Annotated in this window: 20 protein-coding genes and 1 pseudogene; 12 read left to right on the top strand and 9 right to left on the bottom strand. The window is 70.5% G+C overall.

Annotated features, from left to right (window positions below):
• Positions 1-3 precede the first annotated feature (3 nt).
• Positions 4-2832, top strand: a complete 2829-nt coding sequence (locus ABZS61_RS04725; RefSeq protein WP_356416081.1) for a penicillin acylase family protein — start codon at positions 4-6, stop codon at positions 2830-2832.
• 75 nt (positions 2833-2907) lie between these two features.
• On the opposite strand, the gene ABZS61_RS04720 is transcribed toward ABZS61_RS04725, so the two are convergent.
• A complete protein-coding gene (locus tag ABZS61_RS04720) occupies positions 2908-4176 on the bottom strand; it encodes a DUF1343 domain-containing protein (RefSeq protein ID WP_356416078.1) in 1269 nt (422 codons plus the stop codon).
• Positions 4177-4348: 172 nt separating this feature from the next.
• On the opposite strand from ABZS61_RS04720, the gene ABZS61_RS04715 reads away from it, so the two are divergent.
• The 3 genes from ABZS61_RS04715 to ABZS61_RS04705 are packed head-to-tail and all read left to right on the top strand — an operon-like array spanning position 4349 to position 7408.
• Positions 4349-5113 (top strand): SDR family oxidoreductase, encoded by a 765-nt coding sequence (locus tag ABZS61_RS04715; protein ID WP_356416075.1) that lies wholly within the window; start codon positions 4349-4351, stop codon positions 5111-5113.
• Positions 5110-6777, top strand: a complete 1668-nt coding sequence (locus tag ABZS61_RS04710; protein ID WP_356416072.1) for an AMP-binding protein — start codon at positions 5110-5112, stop codon at positions 6775-6777. Before ABZS61_RS04715 ends, ABZS61_RS04710 begins: the two co-directional genes overlap by 4 nt.
• A gap of 37 nt (positions 6778-6814) precedes the next feature.
• Entirely contained in the window at positions 6815-7408 is a 594-nt protein-coding gene (locus ABZS61_RS04705; RefSeq protein ID WP_356416069.1) for a TetR/AcrR family transcriptional regulator, read from the top strand.
• Between the two features lie 61 nt (positions 7409-7469).
• Here ABZS61_RS04705 and ABZS61_RS04700 read toward each other — a convergent pair whose 3' ends face one another.
• Complete coding sequence (locus ABZS61_RS04700; protein ID WP_356416066.1) at positions 7470-8180, bottom strand: DUF6215 domain-containing protein; 711 nt, start codon at positions 8178-8180, stop codon at positions 7470-7472.
• A 347-nt stretch (positions 8181-8527) separates the two neighbouring features.
• Here ABZS61_RS04700 and ABZS61_RS04695 point away from each other — a divergent pair, with 347 nt between their 5' ends.
• A complete protein-coding gene (locus ABZS61_RS04695) occupies positions 8528-9862 on the top strand; it encodes a M28 family metallopeptidase (protein ID WP_356416064.1) in 1335 nt (444 codons plus the stop codon).
• 47 nt (positions 9863-9909) lie between these two features.
• Here the strand turns inward: ABZS61_RS04695 and ABZS61_RS04690 are convergent, their stop codons facing one another.
• Entirely contained in the window at positions 9910-11124 is a 1215-nt protein-coding gene (locus ABZS61_RS04690; RefSeq protein WP_356416061.1) for an acyl-CoA dehydrogenase family protein, read from the bottom strand.
• A 6-nt stretch (positions 11125-11130) separates the two neighbouring features.
• Positions 11131-12153, bottom strand: coding sequence for a phosphotransferase family protein (locus tag ABZS61_RS04685; RefSeq protein WP_356416058.1), 1023 nt, complete (start codon positions 12151-12153; stop codon positions 11131-11133).
• Between the two features lie 141 nt (positions 12154-12294).
• On the opposite strand from ABZS61_RS04685, the gene ABZS61_RS04680 reads away from it, so the two are divergent.
• From ABZS61_RS04680 to ABZS61_RS04670, 3 genes are all read left to right on the top strand, one after another.
• Positions 12295-13584: a glucarate dehydratase family protein gene (locus ABZS61_RS04680; RefSeq protein ID WP_356416055.1), complete on the top strand. Its 1290-nt coding sequence runs from the start codon at positions 12295-12297 to the stop codon at positions 13582-13584.
• 207 nt (positions 13585-13791) lie between these two features.
• Complete coding sequence (locus ABZS61_RS04675; protein ID WP_356416052.1) at positions 13792-14835, top strand: hypothetical protein; 1044 nt, start codon at positions 13792-13794, stop codon at positions 14833-14835.
• 289 nt (positions 14836-15124) lie between these two features.
• Positions 15125-15559 (top strand): hypothetical protein, encoded by a 435-nt coding sequence (locus ABZS61_RS04670; protein WP_356416049.1) that lies wholly within the window; start codon positions 15125-15127, stop codon positions 15557-15559.
• A 105-nt stretch (positions 15560-15664) separates the two neighbouring features.
• Here ABZS61_RS04670 and ABZS61_RS04665 read toward each other — a convergent pair.
• Positions 15665-15929: pseudogene (locus ABZS61_RS04665) on the bottom strand (IS5/IS1182 family transposase); the annotation flags it as partial.
• A 313-nt stretch (positions 15930-16242) separates the two neighbouring features.
• On the opposite strand from ABZS61_RS04665, the gene ABZS61_RS04660 reads away from it, so the two are divergent.
• The 3 genes from ABZS61_RS04660 to ABZS61_RS04650 all read left to right on the top strand — a co-directional run bounded on the left by ABZS61_RS04660 (position 16243) and on the right by ABZS61_RS04650 (position 18260).
• Entirely contained in the window at positions 16243-16752 is a 510-nt protein-coding gene (locus ABZS61_RS04660) for a DUF2199 domain-containing protein (RefSeq protein ID WP_356416046.1), read from the top strand.
• Between the two features lie 264 nt (positions 16753-17016).
• Positions 17017-17166: a hypothetical protein gene (locus tag ABZS61_RS04655; RefSeq protein ID WP_356416043.1), complete on the top strand. Its 150-nt coding sequence runs from the start codon at positions 17017-17019 to the stop codon at positions 17164-17166.
• Positions 17167-17324: 158 nt separating this feature from the next.
• Entirely contained in the window at positions 17325-18260 is a 936-nt protein-coding gene (locus tag ABZS61_RS04650; RefSeq protein ID WP_356416040.1) for an NADP-dependent oxidoreductase, read from the top strand.
• Positions 18261-18274: 14 nt separating this feature from the next.
• Here ABZS61_RS04650 and ABZS61_RS04645 read toward each other — a convergent pair whose 3' ends face one another.
• Genes ABZS61_RS04645 through ABZS61_RS04630 form a run of 4 tightly spaced genes read right to left on the bottom strand, consistent with a single transcriptional unit; the run spans position 18275 to position 20415 of the window.
• Positions 18275-18586 carry a DUF202 domain-containing protein gene (locus ABZS61_RS04645; protein WP_356416037.1) on the bottom strand — a complete coding sequence of 104 codons (312 nt, stop codon included), beginning with the start codon at positions 18584-18586 and terminating at the stop codon, positions 18275-18277.
• Positions 18583-18987 carry a DUF202 domain-containing protein gene (locus ABZS61_RS04640; protein WP_356416034.1) on the bottom strand — a complete coding sequence of 135 codons (405 nt, stop codon included), beginning with the start codon at positions 18985-18987 and terminating at the stop codon, positions 18583-18585. The genes ABZS61_RS04645 and ABZS61_RS04640 overlap by 4 nt, the downstream gene beginning before the upstream one ends.
• On the bottom strand, positions 18984-19511 hold the full coding sequence (locus tag ABZS61_RS04635; protein WP_356416415.1) for an NUDIX domain-containing protein: 528 nt from the start codon (positions 19509-19511) through the stop codon (positions 18984-18986). Before ABZS61_RS04635 ends, ABZS61_RS04640 begins: the two co-directional genes overlap by 4 nt.
• Positions 19498-20415, bottom strand: a complete 918-nt coding sequence (locus ABZS61_RS04630; protein WP_356416031.1) for a DMT family transporter — start codon at positions 20413-20415, stop codon at positions 19498-19500. Before ABZS61_RS04630 ends, ABZS61_RS04635 begins: the two co-directional genes overlap by 14 nt.
• Positions 20416-20557: 142 nt before the next feature.
• Here ABZS61_RS04630 and ABZS61_RS04625 point away from each other — a divergent pair, with 142 nt between their 5' ends.
• Positions 20558-22213 carry an FAD-binding dehydrogenase gene (locus tag ABZS61_RS04625; protein ID WP_356416028.1) on the top strand — a complete coding sequence of 552 codons (1656 nt, stop codon included), beginning with the start codon at positions 20558-20560 and terminating at the stop codon, positions 22211-22213.
• Positions 22214-22359: the final 146 nt, after the last annotated feature.

Here is a 22359-nt window from a genome sequence, read left to right as displayed (position 1 = left end):
CGCATGCCCCCACGCACCCGCACGCTCAGAGCCGCCACAGTCGCGGCCGTCATCGCCCTCGGTACGTCCCTGCTCGCATCGGCCCCCCAGGCCGGCGCGGCCCAGCCGGAACCCGTCGCTGTCACCGATCACTGCCAGGGGCAGTGCGCCGACATCCTGCCACCCGGCGAGAACGGCAACGCCACCCTCGTCGAGATCCTCGGCAACAAGGCGTTCGGCACCCACCCGGCTCACAGCGACGACCAGCTCGACCGCTACAACGGCCTGGTGGCGGGGCATACGAGCCTCACGGACCAGAAGCTGACCGACTTCTTCAACGACGCCTCCTTCGGGGTCGCCGCGGACCAGGTCGAGTCCGTCACGAAGCCGCGCGAGGACGTCACCATCACCCGCGACAAGAAGAGCGGCGTTCCGCACATCAAGGGCACCACCCGCTACGGCACCGAGTTCGGCGCCGGGTTCGCCGCGGGGCAGGACCGGCTCTGGCTGATGGACCTCTTCCGGCACATCGGGCGGGGCGAGCTGACCTCGTTCGCCGGGGGAGCACTCGCCAACCAGGGCCTGGAGCAGCAGTTCTGGCCGCAGGCCCCGTACACCGAGGCGGACCTCGAAGCCCAGGTCACCTGGATCAGGACGAACGAAGGCGCACGCGGTGAGCAGGCGATGGCCGATGCCCAGGCCTACATCGACGGCATCAACGCCTACCGGGTGAAGTCGAAGAACGGCCGCTACTTCCCGGGCGAGTACGTCCTCACCGGAAAGATCGACTCGATCACCAACATAGGCGAGATCCAGCCGTTCAAACTGACCGACCTGATCTCGATCGCCTCGGTCGTCGGCGGACAGTTCGGCGGGGGAGGCGGCGGTGAGGTGCAGGCCGCGCTCTCGCTGCTCGCCGCCCAGCAGAAGTACGGCGTCGAGGAGGGGACCAGGGTCTGGGAGTCGTTCCGCCAACGCAACGACCCAGAGGCCGTCCTCACCGTCCACGACGGCACCTCGTTCCCGTACGCGGGCAAGCCCGACCAGGCGCGCGGCACCGCCCTTCCCGACGCGGGCTCCGTCACACCCGAACCCCTGATCCACGACCGCACGGGCTCGGCAGGCACCAACGCAAAGGCACCGGTCAAGGCACCGGCCGCCCTCAAGCCGCTGCAGGGCATGTACGACGACGGCGTCATCCCGGAAGGATCGCTGCCCGGAAGCGGCAGCGACGCCCAGAAGCGCGGCATGTCCAACGCCCTCCTGGTCTCCGGCAAGCACACCGCCAGCGGCAACCCGATCGCCGTCATGGGTCCCCAGACCGGCTACTTCGCCCCGCAGCTGATGATGCTCCAGGAGCTCCAGGGCCCCGGCATCAGCGCCCGCGGCGTCTCCTTCGCCGGCGTCGGCATGTACATCCAGATGGGCCGCGGCCAGGACTACGCCTGGAGCGCCACATCGGCCGCCCAGGACATCACCGACACGTACGCCGTCGAGCTCTGCGAGCCTAACGGCTCCACGCCCTCCAAGGCCTCCACCCACTACCGCAACGACGGCGCCTGCGCCCCGATGGAGAAGATGGAGCGCACCAACTCCTGGAAGCCCACGGTCGCCGACTCCACCGCCAAGGGCTCCTACCGGATGCAGGTGTGGCGCACCGACTACGGCATCGTCACCCACCGCGCCACGGTGGGCGGCAAGCCGGTCGCCTACACCTCGCTTCGGACCACCTACCGCCACGAAGCCGACTCGATCATAGGCTTCCAGCTCTTCAACGACCCGGCGTACGTCACCGACGCGGCCTCGTTCCAGCAGGCGGCCGGTCACATCGACTACGCCTTCAACTGGTTCTACGCCGACTCGCGCACCGCGGCCTTCTACAACAGCGGCATGAACCCCGTGCGCGCGGCCGGAGTCGACCCGGCGCTGCCGGTCAAGGCCGAGAAGGCGTACGAGTGGCAGGGCTACGACCCCGCCGCCAACACCACCGACTACACGCCGTTCGCCCAGCACCCGCAGTCCAGCGGCCAGGACTACTACATCTCCTGGAACAACCGACAGGCCAAGGACTACGCCACCGCCGCGTTCGGCTTCGGCGCGGTGCACCGGGGCGACCTGCTCGACGACAGGGTGGCCGAACTGGTCGAGGACGGCGGAGTGACCCGCGCCTCCCTCACCCGCGCCATGGCGGAGGCCGCCGTCACGGACCTGCGGGGCGAGCAGCTGCTGCCCGAGCTCCTGAAGGTACTGCGTTCCCAGCCGGTCACCGATCCCGCGCTCAACGCGGTGGTGCAGCAGCTGGACTCATGGCGCGTGGCGGGTTCGCAGCGCAAGGAGACCGGCCCGGGATCGCACACCTACACGCATGCGGACGCGGTACGGATCATGGACGCCTGGTGGCCGAGACTCGTCGAGGCCGAATTCCGGCCCGGTCTGGGTGACAGCCTCTACACGGCGCTGACAGCGAACCTGGCCACGGACGAGTCACCGGCCGCGAGCCACGGGCCGAGCGGGGCGCACAGCGGTTCCGCGTTCCAGTACGGCTGGTGGGGCTTCGCCGACAAGGACCTGCGACAGGTTCTCGGACAGCCCGTCAAGGGGCCGCTGGCGAAGACGTACTGCGGCAACGGCGACCTGAGCACCTGCCGCGACGCGCTGCTCGCCACGTTGAAGCAGGCGGCTGCCGAGCCAGCGACGGCGGTCTACCCCGGCGACGACAGCTGCGGGGCGGGTGAGCAGTGGTGCACCGACGCGATCGTCCACCGCGCGCTCGGCGGGATCACGCACAAGACGATCCACTGGCAGAACCGGCCGACGTACCAGCAGGTCGTGGAGTTCCCCTCCCACCGCTGACCCGGACTCCTCGAGCGCCGGACGGGCCTGTCGGGCCCGTCCGGCGATCGAGGACGAGGTAGGTGCCTTCGGCGCTCACCGGTACTGGAGATACCTCTTTCGCCTGTCCCGGAACGCCGCCAAGTCGGCCGCCCACGCCCCCACCACCTCATCGGTGTCCGCACCGGCGTCGATCATCGTGCGGACCCGGGTGTTGCCCGTGAGCTTGTCGATCCAGTTGTCCGCACGCCACGCGAACCCGTTCCACGTCCGCTTCGCCGTCACCAGCAGCGCGATGCCGGTGCGTACCGGGTCGAAGACCTCCCGGTCCTGGACGTGCACCTGGACCCCGCCCACCGTCTTCCCCTGGAACTTGGAGAACGTCGGCGCGAAGTACGCCTCACGGAAGGCCACCCCGGGCAGTTCCAGCGCGTTCGCGGCCGCCGCCCACCGATGGTCGATCCCCTCCGCCCCGAGCAGCTCGAACGGCCGGGTCGTGCCCCGGCCCTCGGAGAGGTTCGTTCCCTCGAACAGGCACGTCCCCGAGTAGACCACCGCCGTCTCCGGCGTCGGCATGTTGGGGCTCGGCGGCACCCACGGAAGCCCTGTCACGTCGAAGAAGTCGGAACGCCGCCACCCCGACATCCTCACGATGTCCAGCTCCACCGGCCGCGCCGCCAGGAACTCCGCGTTGAAGAACAGTGCCAGTTCGGCGACCGTCATCCCATGGGCCTGCGAGATCTCCCTGCGCCCCACGAACGTGGCGAAGGCCGGGTCGAGCACGGGCCCCAGCGCCGCCCGCCCGGTCACCGGGTTCGGACGGTCGAGGACCACGAACCGCTTGCCGGCGAGGGCCGCCGCCTCCATGCAGTCGTACAAGGTCCAGATGTACGTGTAGAAGCGGGCGCCCGCGTCCTGGATGTCGAAGACGACCGTGTCCACGCCGGATGCCGTGAAGATGTCCGCGAGCGGCTGCCCGCTCTTCAGATAGGTGTCGTAGACCGGCAGCCCCGTCGCCGGGTCGTCGTAGCGTCCCTCCGAGCCGCCCGCCTGCGCGGTCCCGCGGAAGCCGTGCTCCGGTCCGAAGACGGCGGTCAGATTCACCCGCTCGTCCGGGTGCATCACATCGACGATGTGCCGTACGTCCCCTGTGATCCCGGTCGGATTGGTGACGACACCGACCTTCTCCCCCGCCAGCAGCCGGTACCCGTCGGCGGCCAGCCGTTCGAAGCCCGTGCGGACACCGGTGCGCCCGGCACCGTGCCCCCGGCCTGCGGCCGAGGCCGCACCGGGCCCGGCCGCGGTGGCCGCGACGGCGCCCACCGCTCCGCCGACGGCGAGCAAACCACGCCTGGACAGGGTCATTCCGCTACCTCCATGATCGCGCCGACTGTCATGGCCACGCACGCTAGCGCGGGCGCGGGCCGCACGGAACGGCCCTGACTGGGCAACTTCCCAGTCCTGCCCGGGACCCCTTCCCTGATCACATACCGACTGGTTAGTCTGCCGGGGAAGACGGCTGAGAGAGGCGGGACCGATGAGTACGGTGCAGGGCGCTGGCGTAGTGGTGACCGGGGCCGGAGGCGGCATCGGAGCCGCACTGGCCCGCAGATTCGCCGCGGAGGGCGCGCGGGTCGTCGTCAACGATCTCGACATCGACCGGATCAAAGCGCTCGCCGAGGAGATCGGCGGGACCGCCGTCGCGGGTGACGCCTCGGGGATCGTGGACGCGGCCCGGGACGCACTCGACGGCACGGTGGACATCTACTGCGCCAACGCGGGCCTGGCATCCGGCGGGGACGCCTTCGCCGACGAGGACGTCTGGGCAGCGGCCTGGGACGTCAACGTGATGTCGCACGTCCGTGCGGCCAGGGCACTGCTGCCGGACTGGCTGGAGCGTGGCAGCGGCCGTTTCGTCTCCACCGCGTCCGCGGCCGGTCTGCTGACGATGATCGGCGCGGCCCCGTACAGCGTCACCAAGCACGGCGCGGTGGCCTTCGCCGAGTGGCTCGCCCTCACCTACCGCCACCGCGGCGTCAAGGTCCACTCGATCTGCCCGCAGGGCGTGCGTACGGACATGCTCACCGCAGCGGGCTCCGCCGGGGATCTTGTACTCGCCCCCACCGCGATCGAGCCGGAGGCCGTCGCCGACGCCCTGTTCGACGCCATGGAGCAGGACCGCTTCCTGGTCCTGCCGCACCCGGAGGTGGCCGGGTACTACCGGGCCCGCGCCAAGGACCCCGACCACTGGATCGGCAACATGAACCACCTGCAGCAGAAGTGGGAGGAGGCCGGCGCATGACAGAGTCGATCTACGCGGCAAAACCCTGGACCGCCCTCCTCAGCGAGGCCCAGCGCGCCCCCGTCCACCCCGCCGAGACCCTGGTGCACGCCTTCCGCGCCGCCGTGGGGCGGGCCCCCGAGCACCCGGCCCTCGCCTACTTCGACGGCCGCCTCGGCTACCGCGAGACCGATGAGCTCTCCGACTCCGTGGCCGGACACCTCGCCGCCGAAGGGCTGCGGCGCGGCGACCGTGTGGCGATCATGCTGCAGAACACCCCGCACTTCGTCCTCGCGCTGCTCGGCGCCTGGAAGGCCGGCGCGACCGTCGTCCCGCTGAACCCGATGTACAAGTCCGGCGAGGTCGGCCACGTACTGAAGGACGCGGCGGTGACCGCGCTGATCTGCTCCGACCGGGCCTGGGAGTCCTACCTGCGGGACGCCGCGGAAGCCGCGCCCAGCGTGAAGATCGCCGTCACCGCCTGCGAGCGCGACCTCCAGACGACCGACGACCCCCGGGTGCTCGGCTTCGAGCGGCTCCCCGCCCCCGGCCCCGACGACTGGGCGGCGGACCTGGTGGCCGTGTCCCGCCGGGGCCTCGCCGCCCCCGAGGGCACTGAGCTCACCGCCGCCGACGTGGCGCTGATCAGCTACACCTCCGGGACGAGCGGCACCCCCAAGGGCGCCATGAACTCCCACGGCAACATCATGGTCAACGCGGAGCGGCAGCGGACCGGCCACCCCATCGCCGAGGGAGCCGCCTACTTCGCGCTCGCCCCGCTCTTCCACATCACCGGCATGGTGTGCCAGCTCGCCGCCTGCATCGCCAACGCGGGCACCCTGGTCCTCGCCTACCGCTTCGAGGCGAGCGTCGTCCTGGAGGCCTTCGCCGAGCACCGCCCCGCCTACACCGTCGGCCCCTCGACCGCCTTCATGGCGCTCGCCGCGCACCCCGGGGTCACCCGCGAGCACTTCGCCTCCTTCCAGGTGATCTCCTCGGGCGGTGCGCCGCTGCCGCCCGCGCTCGTGGAGAAGTTCCGCGACGGCTTCGGCCCGTACATCCGCAACGGTTACGGCCTCACCGAGTGCACGGCGCCCTGCGCCGCCGTACCGCCGGAGCACGAGGCACCCGTCGACCCGGTGTCCGGGACCCTGTCCGTCGGCGTTCCCGGACCCGACACGCTGGTCAGGATCATCGACGAGAACGGCGCCGACGTCCCGTTCGGCGAACAGGGTGAGATAGCCGTGCGGGGGCCCCAGGTGGTCTCCGGCTACTGGAACCTCCCCGAGGCGACCGAGGCCGCTTTCCCCGACGGAGAACTGCGCACCGGCGACATCGGCTTCATGGACGCGGCAGGCTGGCTCTACGTCGTCGACCGCAAGAAGGACATGATCAACGCCTCCGGCTTCAAGGTCTGGCCCCGTGAGGTCGAGGACGTCCTCTACACCCACCCCGCGGTTCGCGAGGCGGCCGTCGTGGGCGTCCCCGACACCTACCGCGGGGAGACCGTCCGGGCCTACGTCAGCCTGCGTCCCGGGGCCGGGACGGAGCCCGGCGAGCTGAGCGCGTACTGCAAGGAACGGCTCGCCGCGTACAAGTACCCGCGCGAAGTGGAGATCCTGGCGGAACTCCCGAAGACCGCAAGTGGGAAGATCCTCAGGCGGGAACTGCGTTCCCCCCGGTAGAGCACTTCACGCACAGACGAAAGGGCAGGTGGCGGCCATGGCCAAGGCGACGGACGGGGACGGTACGCCCGTTCCTCAACGGCTGCTGGCCGCCGCCACCCGGCTTTTCGCCGAGCGTGGCTACGACCGCACCTCGGTCCAGGAGATCGTCGAGGCGGCGGGCGTCACCAAAGGCGCCCTCTACCACTACTTCGGCTCCAAGGAGGACCTCCTCCAGGAGGTCTACGCCCGGGTGCTGCGGCTCCAGCAGGAGCGGCTCGACGCCTACGCGAACGCCGAGGCGCCGATCGAGCAGCGGCTGCGCGACGCGGCGGCGGACGTGGTCGTGACGACCATCGAGAACCTCGACGACGCCTCCATCTTCTTCCGCTCGATGCACCACCTGAGCCCGGAGAAGAACAAGCAGGTACGGATGGAGCGCCGCCGGTACCACGAGGGCTTCCGGGCGCTCATCGAGGAGGGGCAGCGCAGCGGGGTCTTCTCCTCGGCGACCCCGGCCGACCTGGTGGTCGACTACCACTTCGGCTCCGTCCACCACCTGTCCACGTGGTACAGCCCGGACGGCCCCCTCAGCCAGCAGGAGGTCGCCGACCACCTGGCCGACCTGCTGCTGAGGGCCCTGCGCCCCTGACGGCCGGAGCCGCCGGACGCAGACCGCCGGACGCCGGACGCCGGGGCGCCGCCGGAGGCCGTCAGCCGGTGGCGGCCCACCTCGGGACCGTCGGCAGGACCCTCTCGGCGACGCCGAGCAGCACCGCGTCGTCCGGTGTCATGCCGTCCGTGCGCCACACGGCCACCTCGAAGGACCCGCCGCTGTCCTTCGCGTCCTGGGCGACGCTGAGGACGCGGGCCGGAGCGCCGGGACCGCTCTCGGAGTCGCTGCCGTCGAGGCGGAAGCTGATGCTGATGGTGCGCTGCGAGTAGATGACCGCCGGGCGGCCCAGGAACGTCTGCTGCCGGGCATCTGCCCCCAGGAGCGTGGAGGACCCGTCCACCGGGAGCCCGTCGTAGGTGGCCGACAACGTCACGGTGTAGGTCCCGAACTCGACCTGGGCCGAGGGGGTGTCGATCTCCTTGGCGCCGGAGAAGTCGATGGAGCCACCGTTGCCGCTCGCCGACTTCACGGTCTCCCCGGGGGTACCCAGCACTTCAGCCAGGCCGGGACGGTTCAGCGCTTCGCACAGCTGCGCCCCGGAGACACGCCAGGGTGCCTTCCCGGGCTTTCCCGTCGCCTTCCCATGCTCCCCGCCCGAGCAGGTGACAGGCGGCGGGACGCTGTCCGCGGACGACGTCTCCTGGATCGTCCACAGTCCGGCCGACAGAGCCCCGACCAGCGCCACGGCCATGACGGCCTGCCCCCATGCGCCCGAGCCCTTCGTGGGCGCGCCTGTTACGTCTGCCATGTCCCCCGCCTGTCATGATCACCCCATATGTGCCCGGGGACCTTATCCCGTGATCATCGGGCGGGCAAGCGGGATTGCCCTGACCCCGGCGCCAACTCCGGCCCTGCACAGGGTGATCGACACCCGTCGCGCGGTGCGACGGTGTTCTCCCGCTCCCGTGCGGCGGCCCACCCACGGCATCTGTCCGCTGAGCGAACGGTACTGTCCGGATTCAGCTCTTGACGGTACGCGGCCATCTCGCTGACCATCGGTCACGCACATCGCACCACCAGCTCCTGGACCCGGCCGTGCACGGCCGGGTACCCCCGCACGTTCCGTCAGTCCCCGAACGGAATCCGGAGCCCTCGATGAGCCCAGCCAGATACAGATCCGCGTCCGCATCCGCCCTCGTCGTCGCGGCCCTGCTCGCGACGGCCGCCCCCGCGGTACAGGCGGCGCCCGCCTCCTCCGCGTCGGCCGCCTCGCCGGCGGTGGCCGCGGCCCCCGACATACCCCTCGCCAACGTCAAGGCGCACCTCACCCAGCTCCAGTCGATCGCCACCGCCAACGGCGGCAACCGCGCCCACGGCCGGACCGGCTACAAGGCGTCCATCGACTACGTGAAGGCCAAGCTGGACGCGGCCGGATACACCACGGCACTGCAGCAGTTCACCTCCGGCGGAGCCACCGGGTACAACCTCGTCGCCGACTGGCCGGGAGGGGATCCGAACCAGGTCCTCATGGCCGGCTCCCACCTCGACTCGGTGACCTCCGGCGCAGGCATCAACGACAACGGCTCCGGCTCGGCGGCCGTACTCGAAACCGCCCTCGCCGTCTCCCGGGCGCAGCTCGCACCCGACAAGCACCTCCGCTTCGCCTGGTGGGGAGCCGAGGAGCTGGGACTTGTCGGCTCGAAGTACTACGTCAACAACCTCGCCGCCACCGAGCGTGCCAAGCTCGACGGATACCTCAATTTCGACATGATCGGCTCGCCCAACGCCGGCTACTTCGTCTACGACGACGACCCGGTCATCGAGCAGACCTTCAAGAGCTACTTCGCCGGCCTGTCGGTGCCCACCGAGATAGAGACCGAGGGCGACGGCCGCTCCGACCACGCCCCGTTCAAGAGTGCGGGCGTGCCCGTCGGCGGCCTGTTCACCGGGGCGAGCAACACGAAGAGCAGCGCCCAGGCCCAGAAGTGGGGCGGCACCGCGGGGCAGTCCTTCGACCGCTGCTACCACTCGTCCTGCGACACCACGGCCAACATCAACGACACGGCCCTGGACCGCAACAGCGACGCGGTGGCCCACGCCATCTGGACCCTGTCCGCAGGCACCGTCGAACCGCCCACGGGCGACAACGTGTTCAGCAGCACCACCGATGTCGCCGTGCCGGACGCAGGGGCGGCCGTGACCTCCCCCATCGCGGTCACCGGCCGAACCGGCAACGCTCCCACCGCACTTCAGGTGGGCGTGGACATCAAGCACACCTGGCGCGGTGACCTCGTCGTCGATCTGCTCGCGCCGGACGGCACCGCGTACCGGCTGAAGAGCGCCAGCGGCAACGACTCGGCCGACAACGTGATCGCGACCTACACCGTCAACGCGTCGAGCGAGACCGCGAACGGCACCTGGAAGCTCCAGGTACGGGACACGGCCTCGCAGGACACCGGCTACATCGACAGCTGGAAGCTCACCTTCTGAACTCCTTCGGCGGTGCGGTCAGTAGGAACGGGCCGCACCGCCGTCGGTCAGAGGTACTTCTTGATCTCGCGCCGGGCGAGCGACCGCTGGTGCACCTCGTCCGGCCCGTCCGCCAGCCGCAGGGTCCGTGCCGAGGCCCACAGTTCGGCCAGCGGGAAGTCCTGGCTCACACCGCCGGCGCCGTACAGCTGCACCGCCTGGTCGAGAATGCCGACGACCGCGCGCGGCGTGGCGATCTTGATCGACTGGATCTCGGTGTGCGCCCCGCGGTTGCCCACGGTGTCCATCAGCCAGGCCGTCTTCAGGACGAGCAGCCGCAGCTGCTCCACGGTCACCCGGGCGTCCGCGATCCAGTTCTGCACGACGCCCTGCTGGGCGAGCGGCTTGCCGAAGGCCGTACGGGACACGGCCCGCCTGCACATCAGCTCGATCGCGCGCTCGGCCATCCCGATCAGCCGCATGCAGTGGTGGATGCGGCCCGGGCCCAGCCGTGCCTGGGCGATGGCGAAGCCGCCGCCCTCCTCGCCGATCAGATTCGTGGCGGGCACCCGCACATCGGTGAACACGACCTCGGCGTGGCCGCCGTGGGAGTGGTCCTCGTAGCCGTACACCTGCATCGCGCGGCGTACTTCGAGGCCGGGGGTGTCCCTCGGGACGAGGATCATGGACTGCTGGCGGCGGATGTCCTCGCTGTCCGGGTCGGTCTTGCCCATCACGATGAACACCGCGCAGTCCGGGTTCATCGCCCCGGAGATGTACCACTTGCGCCCGTTGACGACGTAGTCGTCGCCCTCCCGCACGATCCGCGTCTCGATGTTCGTCGCGTCCGACGAGGCCACCTCGGGCTCCGTCATCGCGAACGCCGAGCGGATCTCCCCGGCGAGCAGCGGCTCCAGCCACTGCTTCTTCTGCTCGTCCGACCCGAACTGGAAGAGCACCTCCATGTTCCCGGTGTCCGGGGCCGCGCAGTTCAGCGCGGTCGGCGCCAGGTGCGGGCTGCGGCCGGTGATCTCGGCGAGGGGGGCGTACTGGAGGTTCGTCAGACCGGCGCCGTACTCCGCGTCCGGGAGGAAGACGTTCCACAGGCCCTGCCTGCGCGCCTCGGCCTTGAGGTCCTCCATGATCTGCGGGGTGTCCCACGGCGACGCCAGTGCCGCGCGCTGCTCCTCGGCGACCTTCTCGGCCGGGTAGACGTGCTCGTCCATGAACGTGAGCAGCTTCGTGCGCAGCTCTTCGGTACGGGCGTCGAATGCGAAGTCCATAGGGGATCAGCCTTCCTGGAGGGTGGTGAGGCCGTGCGCGATGAAGACGGGGACCAGGTCGCCGATGCGGTCGAAGCCGGCGCCGACGGTCTGGCCGAGGGTGTAGCGGTAGTGGATGCCCTCGAGGATCACGGCGAGCTTGAACCACGCGAAGGCCGTGTACCAGGAGATGCCTGAGGTGTCCCGGCCGGAGCGGGCGGCGTAGCGCTCGATCAGCTCGGCGGGAGTGGGGTGACCGGCCGCGCCGCTGGTGGTGGACACCGGGGAGGCCGGCAGGTCGAGGTCGGAGCTGTACATCACGAGCAGGCCGAGGTCGGTCAGCGGATCGCCGAGCGTGGACATCTCCCAGTCCAGGACGGCCTTGATCCGGTCGTCCTCCCCGATCAGCACGTTGTCCAGGCGGTAGTCGCCGTGCACGACGGTGGGTGCGGGGGAGGCGGGCAGCGCCCGGCCGAGCGCTGCGTGCAGTTCGTCGATGCCGGCCAGCTCACGGTTGCGGGAGGCGTCCAGCTGCTTGCCCCAGCGACGCAGCTGGCGGTCCAGGAAGCCCTCGGGGCGCCCGAAGTCGCCGAGTCCGACGGCCTCGGGATCCACGGCGTGCAGATCGACGAGGGTGTCGACGAGTCCGAGGACGGCGGCCCGGGTGCGCTCGGGACCGAGGGGGGCGAGCTGCTCGGCCGTGCGGTACGGGGTTCCCGCGACGTACTCCATGACGTAGAACGACGCGCCGATGACGGACTCGTCCTCGCACAGCAGCACCGGCTCGGGCACCGGTACGGCGGTCGGGTGCAGGGCGCTGATCACCCGGTGCTCGCGCTTCATGTCGTGCGCGGTGGCCAGCACGTGGCCCAGCGGTGGTCTGCGGACGACCCACTGCCCCGTGCCGTCGGTGACGATGTAGGTCAGGTTGGAGCGTCCGCCTTCGATCAGCCGGCCTTCGAGCGGTCCGTTCACCAGCCCAGGCCGCTCGCGGTCGAGGAACCCACGCAGCAGGTCGAGGTCGAGACCTGGCGGATGGACTGGGCTCATGGTGCGCACCTCCGGGACGGTTGAACGATCGGGACCATGATGCCGACCAGTCGGTATGTCGTCCAGTGAACTCCCGGAATCAAGTGGACGATCTTGGCTCCCGGTCTGGCATTCAGTCGTATCCCTGAATAGGGTTCACGTATGGATACAGCATTGTTGATCGACGACGTCCGGCTGACCCCGATCCTCATCGCCGATCCGCCGCTGCTGAACACCCAGGGCGTCCACCAGCCCTATACCCCCCGGCTCATCGTGGAGGTCGTCACACGCGGCGGTGTGACCGGAATCGGGGAGACCTACGGCGACGGCACCTACCTCGAACTGGCCGAACCGCTCGCCCGCGCCCTCCCCGGCCGCTCGGTCAGCGACCTGAACGGCCTCTTCGCCCTGGCCGACGAGGTGTGCGGCGACTCACGCGCCGCCGACGGGCGGGTCGACGCGGGTGGGCTGCGTGGCGTGCAGACCGCCGACAAGCTGCGGCTCTCCGTCGTCTCCGGGTTCGAGGTCGCCTGCCTGGACGCGCTCGGCAAGACCCTCGGCCTGCCCGTGCACGCACTGCTCGGCGGCAAGGTCCGCGACAGCGTCGAGTACAGCGCGTACCTCTTCTACCGCTGGGCCGCCCACCCCGCAGGCGGCGAACAGGACGACTGGGGCGCGGCCCTGGACCCCGCCGGAGTCGTCGCCCAGGCACAGCGCTTCTCCCGCGAGCACGGGTTCACCTCCTTCAAGCTCAAGGGCGGAGTCTTCGAGCCCGACCAGGAGATCGCCGCCGTCCGCGCGCTCGCCGAGGCATTCCCGGGGCAGCCGCTGAGGCTGGACCCCAACGGGGCCTGGTCCGTGCAGACCTCGCTGTACGTCGCCGATCAGCTCAAGGGCGTACTCGAATACCTGGAGGACCCGGCGAGCGGTACGGCGGCGATGGCGGAGGTCTCCGCAGGGACGGGCCTCCGGCTCGCCACGAACATGTGTGTCACCACCCTCGCGGAAGTCCCCGAGGCCCTCGCCCGCGACGCGGTCCAGGTGATCCTCTCCGACCACCACTACTGGGGCGGACTGCACCGCACCCGTGAACTGGCCGGGATCTGCCGCACCTTCGGCGTCGGACTCTCCATGCACTCCAACACCCACCTCGGCATCAGCCTCGCCGCGATGACCCACGTCGCCGCCACCGTGCCCAACCTCGACTACGCCTGCGACAGCCACTACCCCTGGCAGACCGAGGACGTCATCACGACCCGCCACACCTTCGAGGGCGGACACCTCGCCGTCTCCGACGCCCCCGGACTCGGCGTCGAACTGGACCGCGACCGGCTGGCCGCGCTCCACCGGCGCTGGCTCGACGACGACGGCACGATGCGCGCACGCGACGACGCGGCGGCGATGCGCAAGGCCGACCCGGAGTGGGTGACCCCGCCGATCCCGCGCTGGTGAGGCTCCGGGGCCCCTCGTCCGAATCATTCCGGGCTCGCGGGGTGATCCGGACGAGCGGCCGCTGGTGACCTGAGTCAAAGATCCAACGCGGCCGAGACTGCCGAGGAACCTCCGGTTCGGGTTTCTGGAGCCGTTCCGGAATCCGGTGGATTCCGCGCGGAGGGCGAGGCACAATCCGGCGGGGATCCGTGGCGAAGGGGAGCTTGATTGGACGTGTTCGCGTGTGCCGGGTGCGGCACGGACCTGACGGCGCCGGTGTTCCGGGTAGCCCTCCCCGTCCATACCCACCACGGAGCGTGGGAGGAACTCCATCCGCCGCTGATGGAGCCCGCCACGTACGCAGTCGACACCCTGCCCACCGGGCCACCCTGGCAGTTGTGGGAGGAGGTCGGAGAGGATGCGGCTGCTCGGCAGGGCGTGTACGCCCCGGTGTACTCCGTCTCCTTCGGCGCGCGAAACAGGATCGTCATCGCCCCCGGCGACTCCCGGTCCATGACCCTGATCCCCGACAAGTGCGAGGGTTACTGCCGGGGCGTGGACGGCCGAGCCGGTCCCAACTTGGCATGCGGGGGGTGCGGGCGAGCCGTGGCGACCCGCATGGACGACTGCGGGATGTGGCAGACGGTGTGGCTGGAGCCCGACGCCGTCGTCACCCGTCCCGCGGAGCTCCCAGCCGGTCCGCCTCCCGACTGGAACGATCTGGAGCGCGCCGAGCACCGCGTACCACCCGTCGAACCCGACGGGTCGTGGAGCCGCCGGTGGGAGGCGGCTGTCGGAGTCACGCTGGCCCACCTCGTGGCCGCCACCGAGGACCGCCCGGTGACCCTCCCTGCCGGCCCCGTCGCCGACCTGCTCGGCAACGCCGTCGGCCGGTACCTCCGCGCCGGACCCGACACCCGGACTGTGGGACTGGCAGGCCCCGGGATCGGCACGCCCCGGCCCTACCCCGACATTTTCCTCGTCCCCCGCCACCCCCTCACGGGCGCGCCCTGGCGTCCGCCCTGCGACGAGGTGGCTGTGGTGCCGCTGGACAGCGGGGTCTGGGCGTACCTTGCCCACCCGGGCGAGACTTCGCCGATGCCCGCGACCGGAGTGCTCCCGGAGGGTGTCCTGCGCGACGACTACCCCCTGCCGCCACGCCCCTGGTGCTCGCTGAAGCCCCACCGCGACGCTTTCGACTACACGCTGGTCAGGCTGCCCGCCGTACGTGGTCCCCGACTGAGCAGGTACCGCGACGCGTACCGCCGGTGACCCGAGTTGGATGTGCCTCGGTAGATTCTCTGCCTTGATCGATCGGAGGTCGGGCCCGCTCACGACCGGTGTGCGACTCGCCTCGGCGTCGCCATCCGTGGCAGTGCTGGGAGCCGGAGGAACTGCCTAAGGGTCTTCGACTCAGGCCGTCACTTGACTGAACGCACGGTCAGGCGCGAGCCTTTCGGCCAGACGTGGGCGGCGGCTCCACTGCGCGAGGGCTATGTGCCTCTTCGTTCAGCAAGCAGCGTGCGGAGATGTGCACCGGTAACCAGGAGTGGGTGCCCAAGTGATTGCGTTCCTGATCGACGTTTTGGGGGGCCTCTTGGTCCCCGGGTTCGGTGGGAGACGGCGGGCGAGGGCTCTGGCCCGTGCCTTCGCTGACGGCGGTGAGGTCCTCTTCGAGGCGTGCATCCTCGGCGACCGCCCGTTCTGCAGACCGGCCATAGCCTTCCTCGCGGCTTCCAGGACCGCTCTGCACGTAGCGCCCACCGAGGTGAAGATGCTCAAGCGACGCGCTCTACCGACCGAACATATCGAGATACGCCAGATCCGCAGACGGGCTCGATCGGACTCCCGGATCATCCGTCCCTTCTGGAGCATCGCCGAGTGCCACGACGGAAACGCCAGTTTCGTGATCGCCTGCGCTCCTGAGCACATGCGCTATCTCGCCGCGGCTCTCGGAACGGATGACCGCGGACTGGCGGCCAGAGTTGCCGACTGACTTCTCGTCAAGGGCGGGCCAGATGAAGAGGCCGCCGAGGTGATGCGGAGTCCCTCGAGCCAGACGGTGGCGGTCTTTTCGCACGGGTGGCGAGTCCGCACCACGGCGGGAGCGGTTGATGCGGCGTCCGACCGTGTTTTGCTGTTTGAGCTTCGGGCCGAAGCCTGATGGGCGCCCGCCGATAGGCCGCGCCGTGGGCGGTTGCCGATCTGATCGGCCGGCTGGGGGATGGCTGTGCGGATCCCGCGCCGCCGCAGGTGATTGCGGATCGCGCAGGAGAGCTGAGCTCGGTCTGCAAGAACGATCAACCGCTGGGTGGAGGTCGGCCTATGCCGGTCCGAGGGAAACGGATCCGGTTCATGACGGTCTCGCTGGGTCACACCCTCGGCTTCGGACCAGATCAGCTGGGAAGGGACAGGCCTCGCCGCCACCAACGGGCCGATTATTACGTCGTCATGCTTTGGGGGTGCTGCAGGTTCCCGCTTGGCAACCGAGTCGTCGTCTGACCTCACTGAGCGAAGTTGCACCGGTCTCACTGAAATCGAAGGCCGGCCTGTTCGTCTCATCGAGGATGCACCGGACGGGGCCCGCAAGTCGGGCCTGGACGATGGTGGCCGCGTGCCACAAGCGGCTGCCGGACGGCCCGGGTCAACCCTTGCGCAGGTGCTCGCTAGGCTCGCACCATGTCCAACGATCTCGGTTTTACGTGCTCGTGCTGCGGCGACCACCACGCAGAGCTTCCCATGAGCTACTCGACCATGGCCCCTGACGTCTGGGATCCGAGCTTCGAGAGTGATCCGGACAGCATGCTGTCCTCCGACCAGTGTGTGATCAAGGGCCAGCACTTCTTCATCAGGGGTCTGATCGAGATACCTATGATCGGCAGCGAGGACGTCTTCTCCTGGGGCGTCTGGGTTTCTCTGAACAGGGACAATTTCGCTCGTGCCCTTGAGGTGTGGAACACGGAGGGCCGTGAGGCCGAGAAGCCGTACTTCGGCTGGCTCAGCACCGAGCTTGCGCTCTATGCCGAGGGCACCACCAACCTGAAGACCAACGCACACACGCGACCAGTCGGCGAGCGCCCCTTCATCGAGCTGGAACCCACCGACCATCCCCTCGCCGTCGAACAGCGCACCGGAATCACGCAGGACCGCGTGCGGGAGATCGCCATGGCCGTGCTGCATCCGGCCTGACTGTCCCATCCCTGCACGATCCAGTGAGACGGAACGGTGTCCTGGGGCGACGGCAGGCTGTGCCGGCCTGAGGTGGATCGTGCGGAGCCGTGTGTCGAGTGTCGTGCGTGTACGCGGATGCATGCGTCTTCAGTGTCCGCTTGCTGAGGTCCCACGGACACCCAGTCCTCCCAGCCCTGGGCCGCCACGAACGCGTCCCCGTACCGTGCCGGGGCGCCCGCCGCCCGTACGATCGCCGACTTCACCGGGCCCCGGGTCGTCAAGGTGTTCAACCATCTCCCGGACTCCGTGTGGCGGCTCACCCCGCCCGCCTTCGCCGACGGGCCGGTCGCCGTCCCGCTGTGCGGGGACGACGAGCACGCCCCGGAGGCGGTACGGGTCCTTGTGCGGGGCCCCTGGGATGCGTCCCGCTGACTGTGGGCGGGCTCGACCGGGTGGGGTACCTCGAGACGACGACCGCCCTTCTCGTCGGGCTCCGGCACTCCGGTCCTGACCCGCGCGCCCTGCTGCCGTCCCTCCATGCCGCCACAGCCTGAGTTGCGGGGACCCTGACCTGCGCCGATCGTCGGAGGATGAAGGCGATCAGCTACAGCAGCTACGGCCCGGCCGATGTCCTGGAGTACGGCGACCGGCCCGACCCCAAGGTGGGCCCGGACTCGGTCCTGGTGAAGGTGCGGGCCGCAGCCGTCAACCCGGTCGACTGGAAGGCACGCCAGGGCTACCTCCAGTCGGCGCTGGAAGCCGTCTTCCCGGTCATTCCCGGGTGGGACGTTTCCGGGGTCGTCGTCCAACCCGGTGCCGCCGTCGACGAGTTCTCCGTGGGCGACGAGGTCATCGGCTACGTGCGCGAGGACTTCCTCTCACGCGGGACCCTCGCCGAATACGTCGCCGCGCCCGTGCGGACCCTCGCCCGCAAGCCCCTGAACCTGAGCTTCGAGGAAGCCGCGGGCCTCCCGCTGTGCGGACTCACCGCCTACCAGGTGCTCCACCGCACCCTGAAGGTCCAGGACGGTGAGACGGTCCTCGTCCACGCCGCCGCCGGAGGGGTCGGCTCGTTCGCCGTCCAGCTCGCCCGGCACGCGGGCTGCCGGGTCATCGGCACGGCAGGCCCCCACAACCACGAGTACGTGCGTCAGCTGGGCGCCGAGCCCGTGGAGTACGGCGACGGGCTCGCCGACCGGCTGCGGGCCCTGGCCCCCGACGGCATCGACGCCGCGTTCGACACCGTCGGCGGGGAAGCCCTGCGGGTGTCCGCCGAGACGCTCGCCCACGACGGCAGGCTCGCCTCCATCGCGGACGCGGAGGTCTTCTCCTACGGCGGCCGCTACGCCTTCGTGCGCCCCGACGCCCAGGACCTCACGCAGATCGCGGAGCTGGCCGAGCAGGGCATCATCACCGTCCACGTCGACCAGGTCTTCACCCTGGAACAGGCCGCGGACGCCTACCGGCTCAACGAGCAGGGGCGCACGCGCGGCAAGATCGTCGTCACCGTGGACTGGGAGAACTGAGACCGGGCGTCGGCTCAGAACAGCATGGCGGCGGCGAACGCCGCGATCGCGACCGTGCACGCCGCCGCCGTCAGTGCGTCGCGCGGCGACAGTGCGGGCGGCGCGGTGGATCCCAGGCCCGCCACCCGGCGGTGCGCCACCCGCAGGAACCCCAGCCAGGCCAGCAGGCTCAGCGCCACGGCGATCACCCCCGCCGCATCGACACCGCCGTGCAGGGCCTGCCTGACCGCGAGCAGGGCCACCACCGTGCAGGACAGCGTCGTACGCCGCCAGGCCAGCCTCGTCCGTTCCGGCTGCAGACCCGGATCGCGCCCCGCCGTGGTCACCGGCCCTCCCAGCCGAACAGGACCACCACCACCATCGCCAGGGCGACCACGGCGACGACCATGCTCAGGAGCGCCGGGAAGCGGGACACCGGCAGATCCTCACCGTGCCGCATCGCCCGCTCGCACCGCACCCAGTGATTCACCGCGCGCAGGGCACACAGGACACCGGCCACGAGCAGCCCGAGGGCCAGGCCCGCCCGGAGGCCCCAGCTCAGACCGGGCAGGAACTGGTCGACGGCGAACCCACCGCCGATCAGCGCAAGGGCCGTCCGGAGCCACGCAAGGAACGTGCGCTCGTTGGCGAGCGAGAAGCGGTAGTCGGGGGTCTCGCCCTCCGCGCGGATCCGCTGCGGCGCGAACCAGAGCCGCAGGCCCTGCACGACGTCGCTGCGCCGGCTCACGGGGTGAACCCCGCTTCCCCGGCCCTGAACTCCCGCAGGCGGTGGTAGGTCTCCAGTCCGTCCGGAACCCACAGCCGGTCGCCCAGCCGCCGCTCCAGTTCCGCATCGGTCAGGAACGTGTGCCAGGCGACCTCTTCCACCTGCGGATTCACCGGCAGCTCGCACCGCACCTGGTACACGTACGACCACCAGCTGTGCTCGGCGCTCGTGTAGAGGTACTTGAACAGGGGCTCGGGGCGGGGCAGATCCGGCACCCCCAGCTCCTCCCCGGCCTCCCGCAGCGCCGCCTCGTCGTAGGACTCGCCCGCGCCCACGACCCCGCCGACGAACATGTCGTAGTGCGAGGGGAAGACCAGCTTCGTCGCCGTCCTGCGGTGCACGAAGAGCCGCCCCCCGGCGTCTCTGGCCTCGATGAAGACGCAGCGGTGGCGCAGGCCCCGCGCGGTCGCCTCGCCACGCGGCGCCTGCCCGACGACCTCGTCGTTCTCGTCGACGATGTCCAGGATCTCGTCATCCGGAGTCATGCTGCTCATCCAACATCACCCGGTCGGCAGCAGTGGACCCGTGCCTGCCCTTCCCCTCCGGCATCGCCGGATGGAGTCCGAGCACCACGATCCCGGCCACGATCGCCGCGAGTCCGGCCGCCTGCCAGGCCAGGGCGCCCGTGTCGGTGCGCACCCGGTCGCCCAGGAACCCGATTCCGCACGCGATCCCGGCCAGCGGCTGCGCGGCCGTCAGCGCGGGCAGCGACATCCGCAGCGGCCCCGCCTCGAACGCGCTCTGGACCAGGAGCAGACCGGTCACCCCGATCACGACGACCGCGTACGGATGCCAGCCCGTCATCAGCGTCGCCCAGCCGCCCTCGTCCAGCCGCTCCCCGCAGAGCCTGGTCAGGGCGTCCTGCAGTCCGTACAGCAGCCCGGCCGCCAGCCCGAGCAGCACGGGCGCTCCGGGGGTCCGCGGGTGCCTGGCGGAGGCGGTCAGGACCACGGCGAGCCCCGCGACCGTGCCGATCACCAGCCACTGCCGCAGCGGATTCGCGGTCGTCTCCCCGCCTTCCGGCTGGCCGGCCAGCAGGAAGGCGGTCACGCCGCCCGCCAGCAGGCAGAGGCCGCCCCAGCCCTGCCGGCCCAGCGGCTGCCCGGTGCGGTGGCGCGACAGGGCCATCGCGAAGACCAGATTGGTCGCCAGCAGTGGCTCGACGAGCGACACCTCGCCCTGCCCGAGCGCGAGCGCCCCGAGGACCATGCCGCAGACCATCAGGCCGATCCCGGCGAGCCAGCTCGGCACCCGCATCAGGTCGAGCAGCAGCCGGGGCGACAGGAAGTCGCTCAGGGGCGCACGTCGGGCGGCGTCCTGCTGGAGGACGAACCCGAAGCCCAGACAGCACGCGGCGCCCACGGAGAGCAGGAGTACCAGCACCGACACGGATCCGACGATAGCCCCGCGGACCCGCGGGAGCCGTGAGGGCGGCGCCGACCGGGCGGTTGACGCGGGAGCGGCCGGTACCGAAGATCTGACGCACAAGTAACTTCGTGCACCGCACGGCATCGCCCCGAAGGATGGAACCATGGCGTACGACGCTGATGTGATCGTGATCGGGGCCGGACTCGCGGGTCTGGTGGCCACCGCCGAACTCGTCGACGCGGGCCGGACGGTGATCCTGCTGGACCAGGAGCCCGAACAGTCCATCGGCGGCCAGGCGCACTGGTCGTTCGGCGGCCTCTTCCTCGTCGACTCGCCCGAGCAGCGCCGGCTGCGGATCAAGGACAGCCGCGAGCTGGCCCTCCAGGACTGGTACGGCACGGCGGGCTTCGACCGCAAGGAGGACCACTGGCCGCGCAAGTGGGCCGAGGCGTACGTCGACTTCGCGGCCGGTGAGAAGCGGTCCTGGCTGCACGACCAGGGGGTGCGGTTCTTCCCCGTCGTCGGCTGGGCCGAACGGGGCGGTTACGACGCGAACGGCCACGGCAACTCCGTCCCGCGCTTCCACATCACCTGGGGCACCGGGCCCGGTGTCGTCGCCCCCTTCGAACGGCGGGTGCGCGAAGGCGTCGCGAAGGGCCTCGTCCAGCTGCGGTTCCGCCACCGGGTCACCGGCCTCGGCCGCTCGGCCGGGGCCATCGACACGGTCACCGGCGAACTCCTCGACGCGAGCGGCGCCGAGCGGGGCACGGCCAGCAGCCGCGAGGTCACCGGCGCCTTCGAGCTGAAGGCGCAGGCCGTGATCGTCACCTCGGGCGGCATCGGCGGCAACCACGACCTCGTACGCGCCCAGTGGCCCGAGCGGCTCGGCACCCCGCCCGACAAGCTGCTCTCCGGGGTGCCCGCCCACGTCGACGGGCTGATGCTGGGCATCACCGAGGAAGCGGGCGCCCACCACATCAACCGCGACCGGATGTGGCACTACACCGAGGGCATCGAGAACTGGAACCCGATCTGGGCCAAGCACGGCATCCGGATCCTGCCCGGCCCGTCCTCGCTCTGGCTGGACGCCCGCGGGAAGCGGCTGCCGGTCCCGCTCTTTCCGGGCTTCGACACGCTGGGCACCCTCGAACACATCATGAAGTCCGGGTACGGATACACCTGGTTCGTCCTCGACCAGAAGATCATCGGGAAGGAGTTCGCGCTCTCCGGCTCCGAGCAGAACCCCGACCTGACCGGAAAGTCGATCCGCGACGTGATCGGCAGGGCGCGCGCCGACGTCCCGGCGCCGGTCAGGGCGTTCATGGACAAGGGCGTGGACTTCGTCGTCGAGAAGGACCTCGGCGCGCTGGTCCGCGGGATGAACGCACTGACCGACGAGCCGCTGATCGACGAGGACGACCTGCGCCGCGAGATCACCGCCCGCGACCGGGAGGTCGCCAACCCCTTCACCAAGGACCTCCAGGTCACGGCGATCAACGGCGCCCGCGCCTACCTGGGCGACAGGCTGATCCGTACGGCCAAGCCGCACCGCATCCTCGACCCCGAGGCGGGGCCGCTGATCGCCGTCCGGCTCAACATCCTCACCCGCAAGTCGCTGGGGGGCCTGGAGACGGACCTGTCCTCGCGCGTGCTGACGGCGGACGGCACCCCGCTGCCCGGTGTGTACGCGGCGGGAGAGGCGGCAGGCTTCGGTGGTGGGGGAGTCCACGGCTACCGCTCGCTGGAGGGCACGTTCCTCGGCGGCTGCATCTTCTCGGGCCGCGCAGCGGGCCGGGCTGCGGCCGAGGCGACCGGCTGAGGCGACCGGCTCCAGCGACCGCCCGCAGCGACCGGCTGGGCGGACGGCTGGGGCGATCGGCTGGGCGGACGGCCCGCCGGGCGTTCTGTGACGGAGCGACGGGAGCTTCACGGCCCTGTCCCGATTCCGTACCGTCCGGCGGTCGG

Source organism: Streptomyces sp. NPDC005566 (assembly GCF_040605575.1).
In the GTDB taxonomy this organism is placed as follows: domain Bacteria; phylum Actinomycetota; class Actinomycetes; order Streptomycetales; family Streptomycetaceae; genus Streptomyces.
Note: the sequence above shows the minus strand (reverse complement) of the source record. Positions and strands in the feature narration are given on the sequence as shown.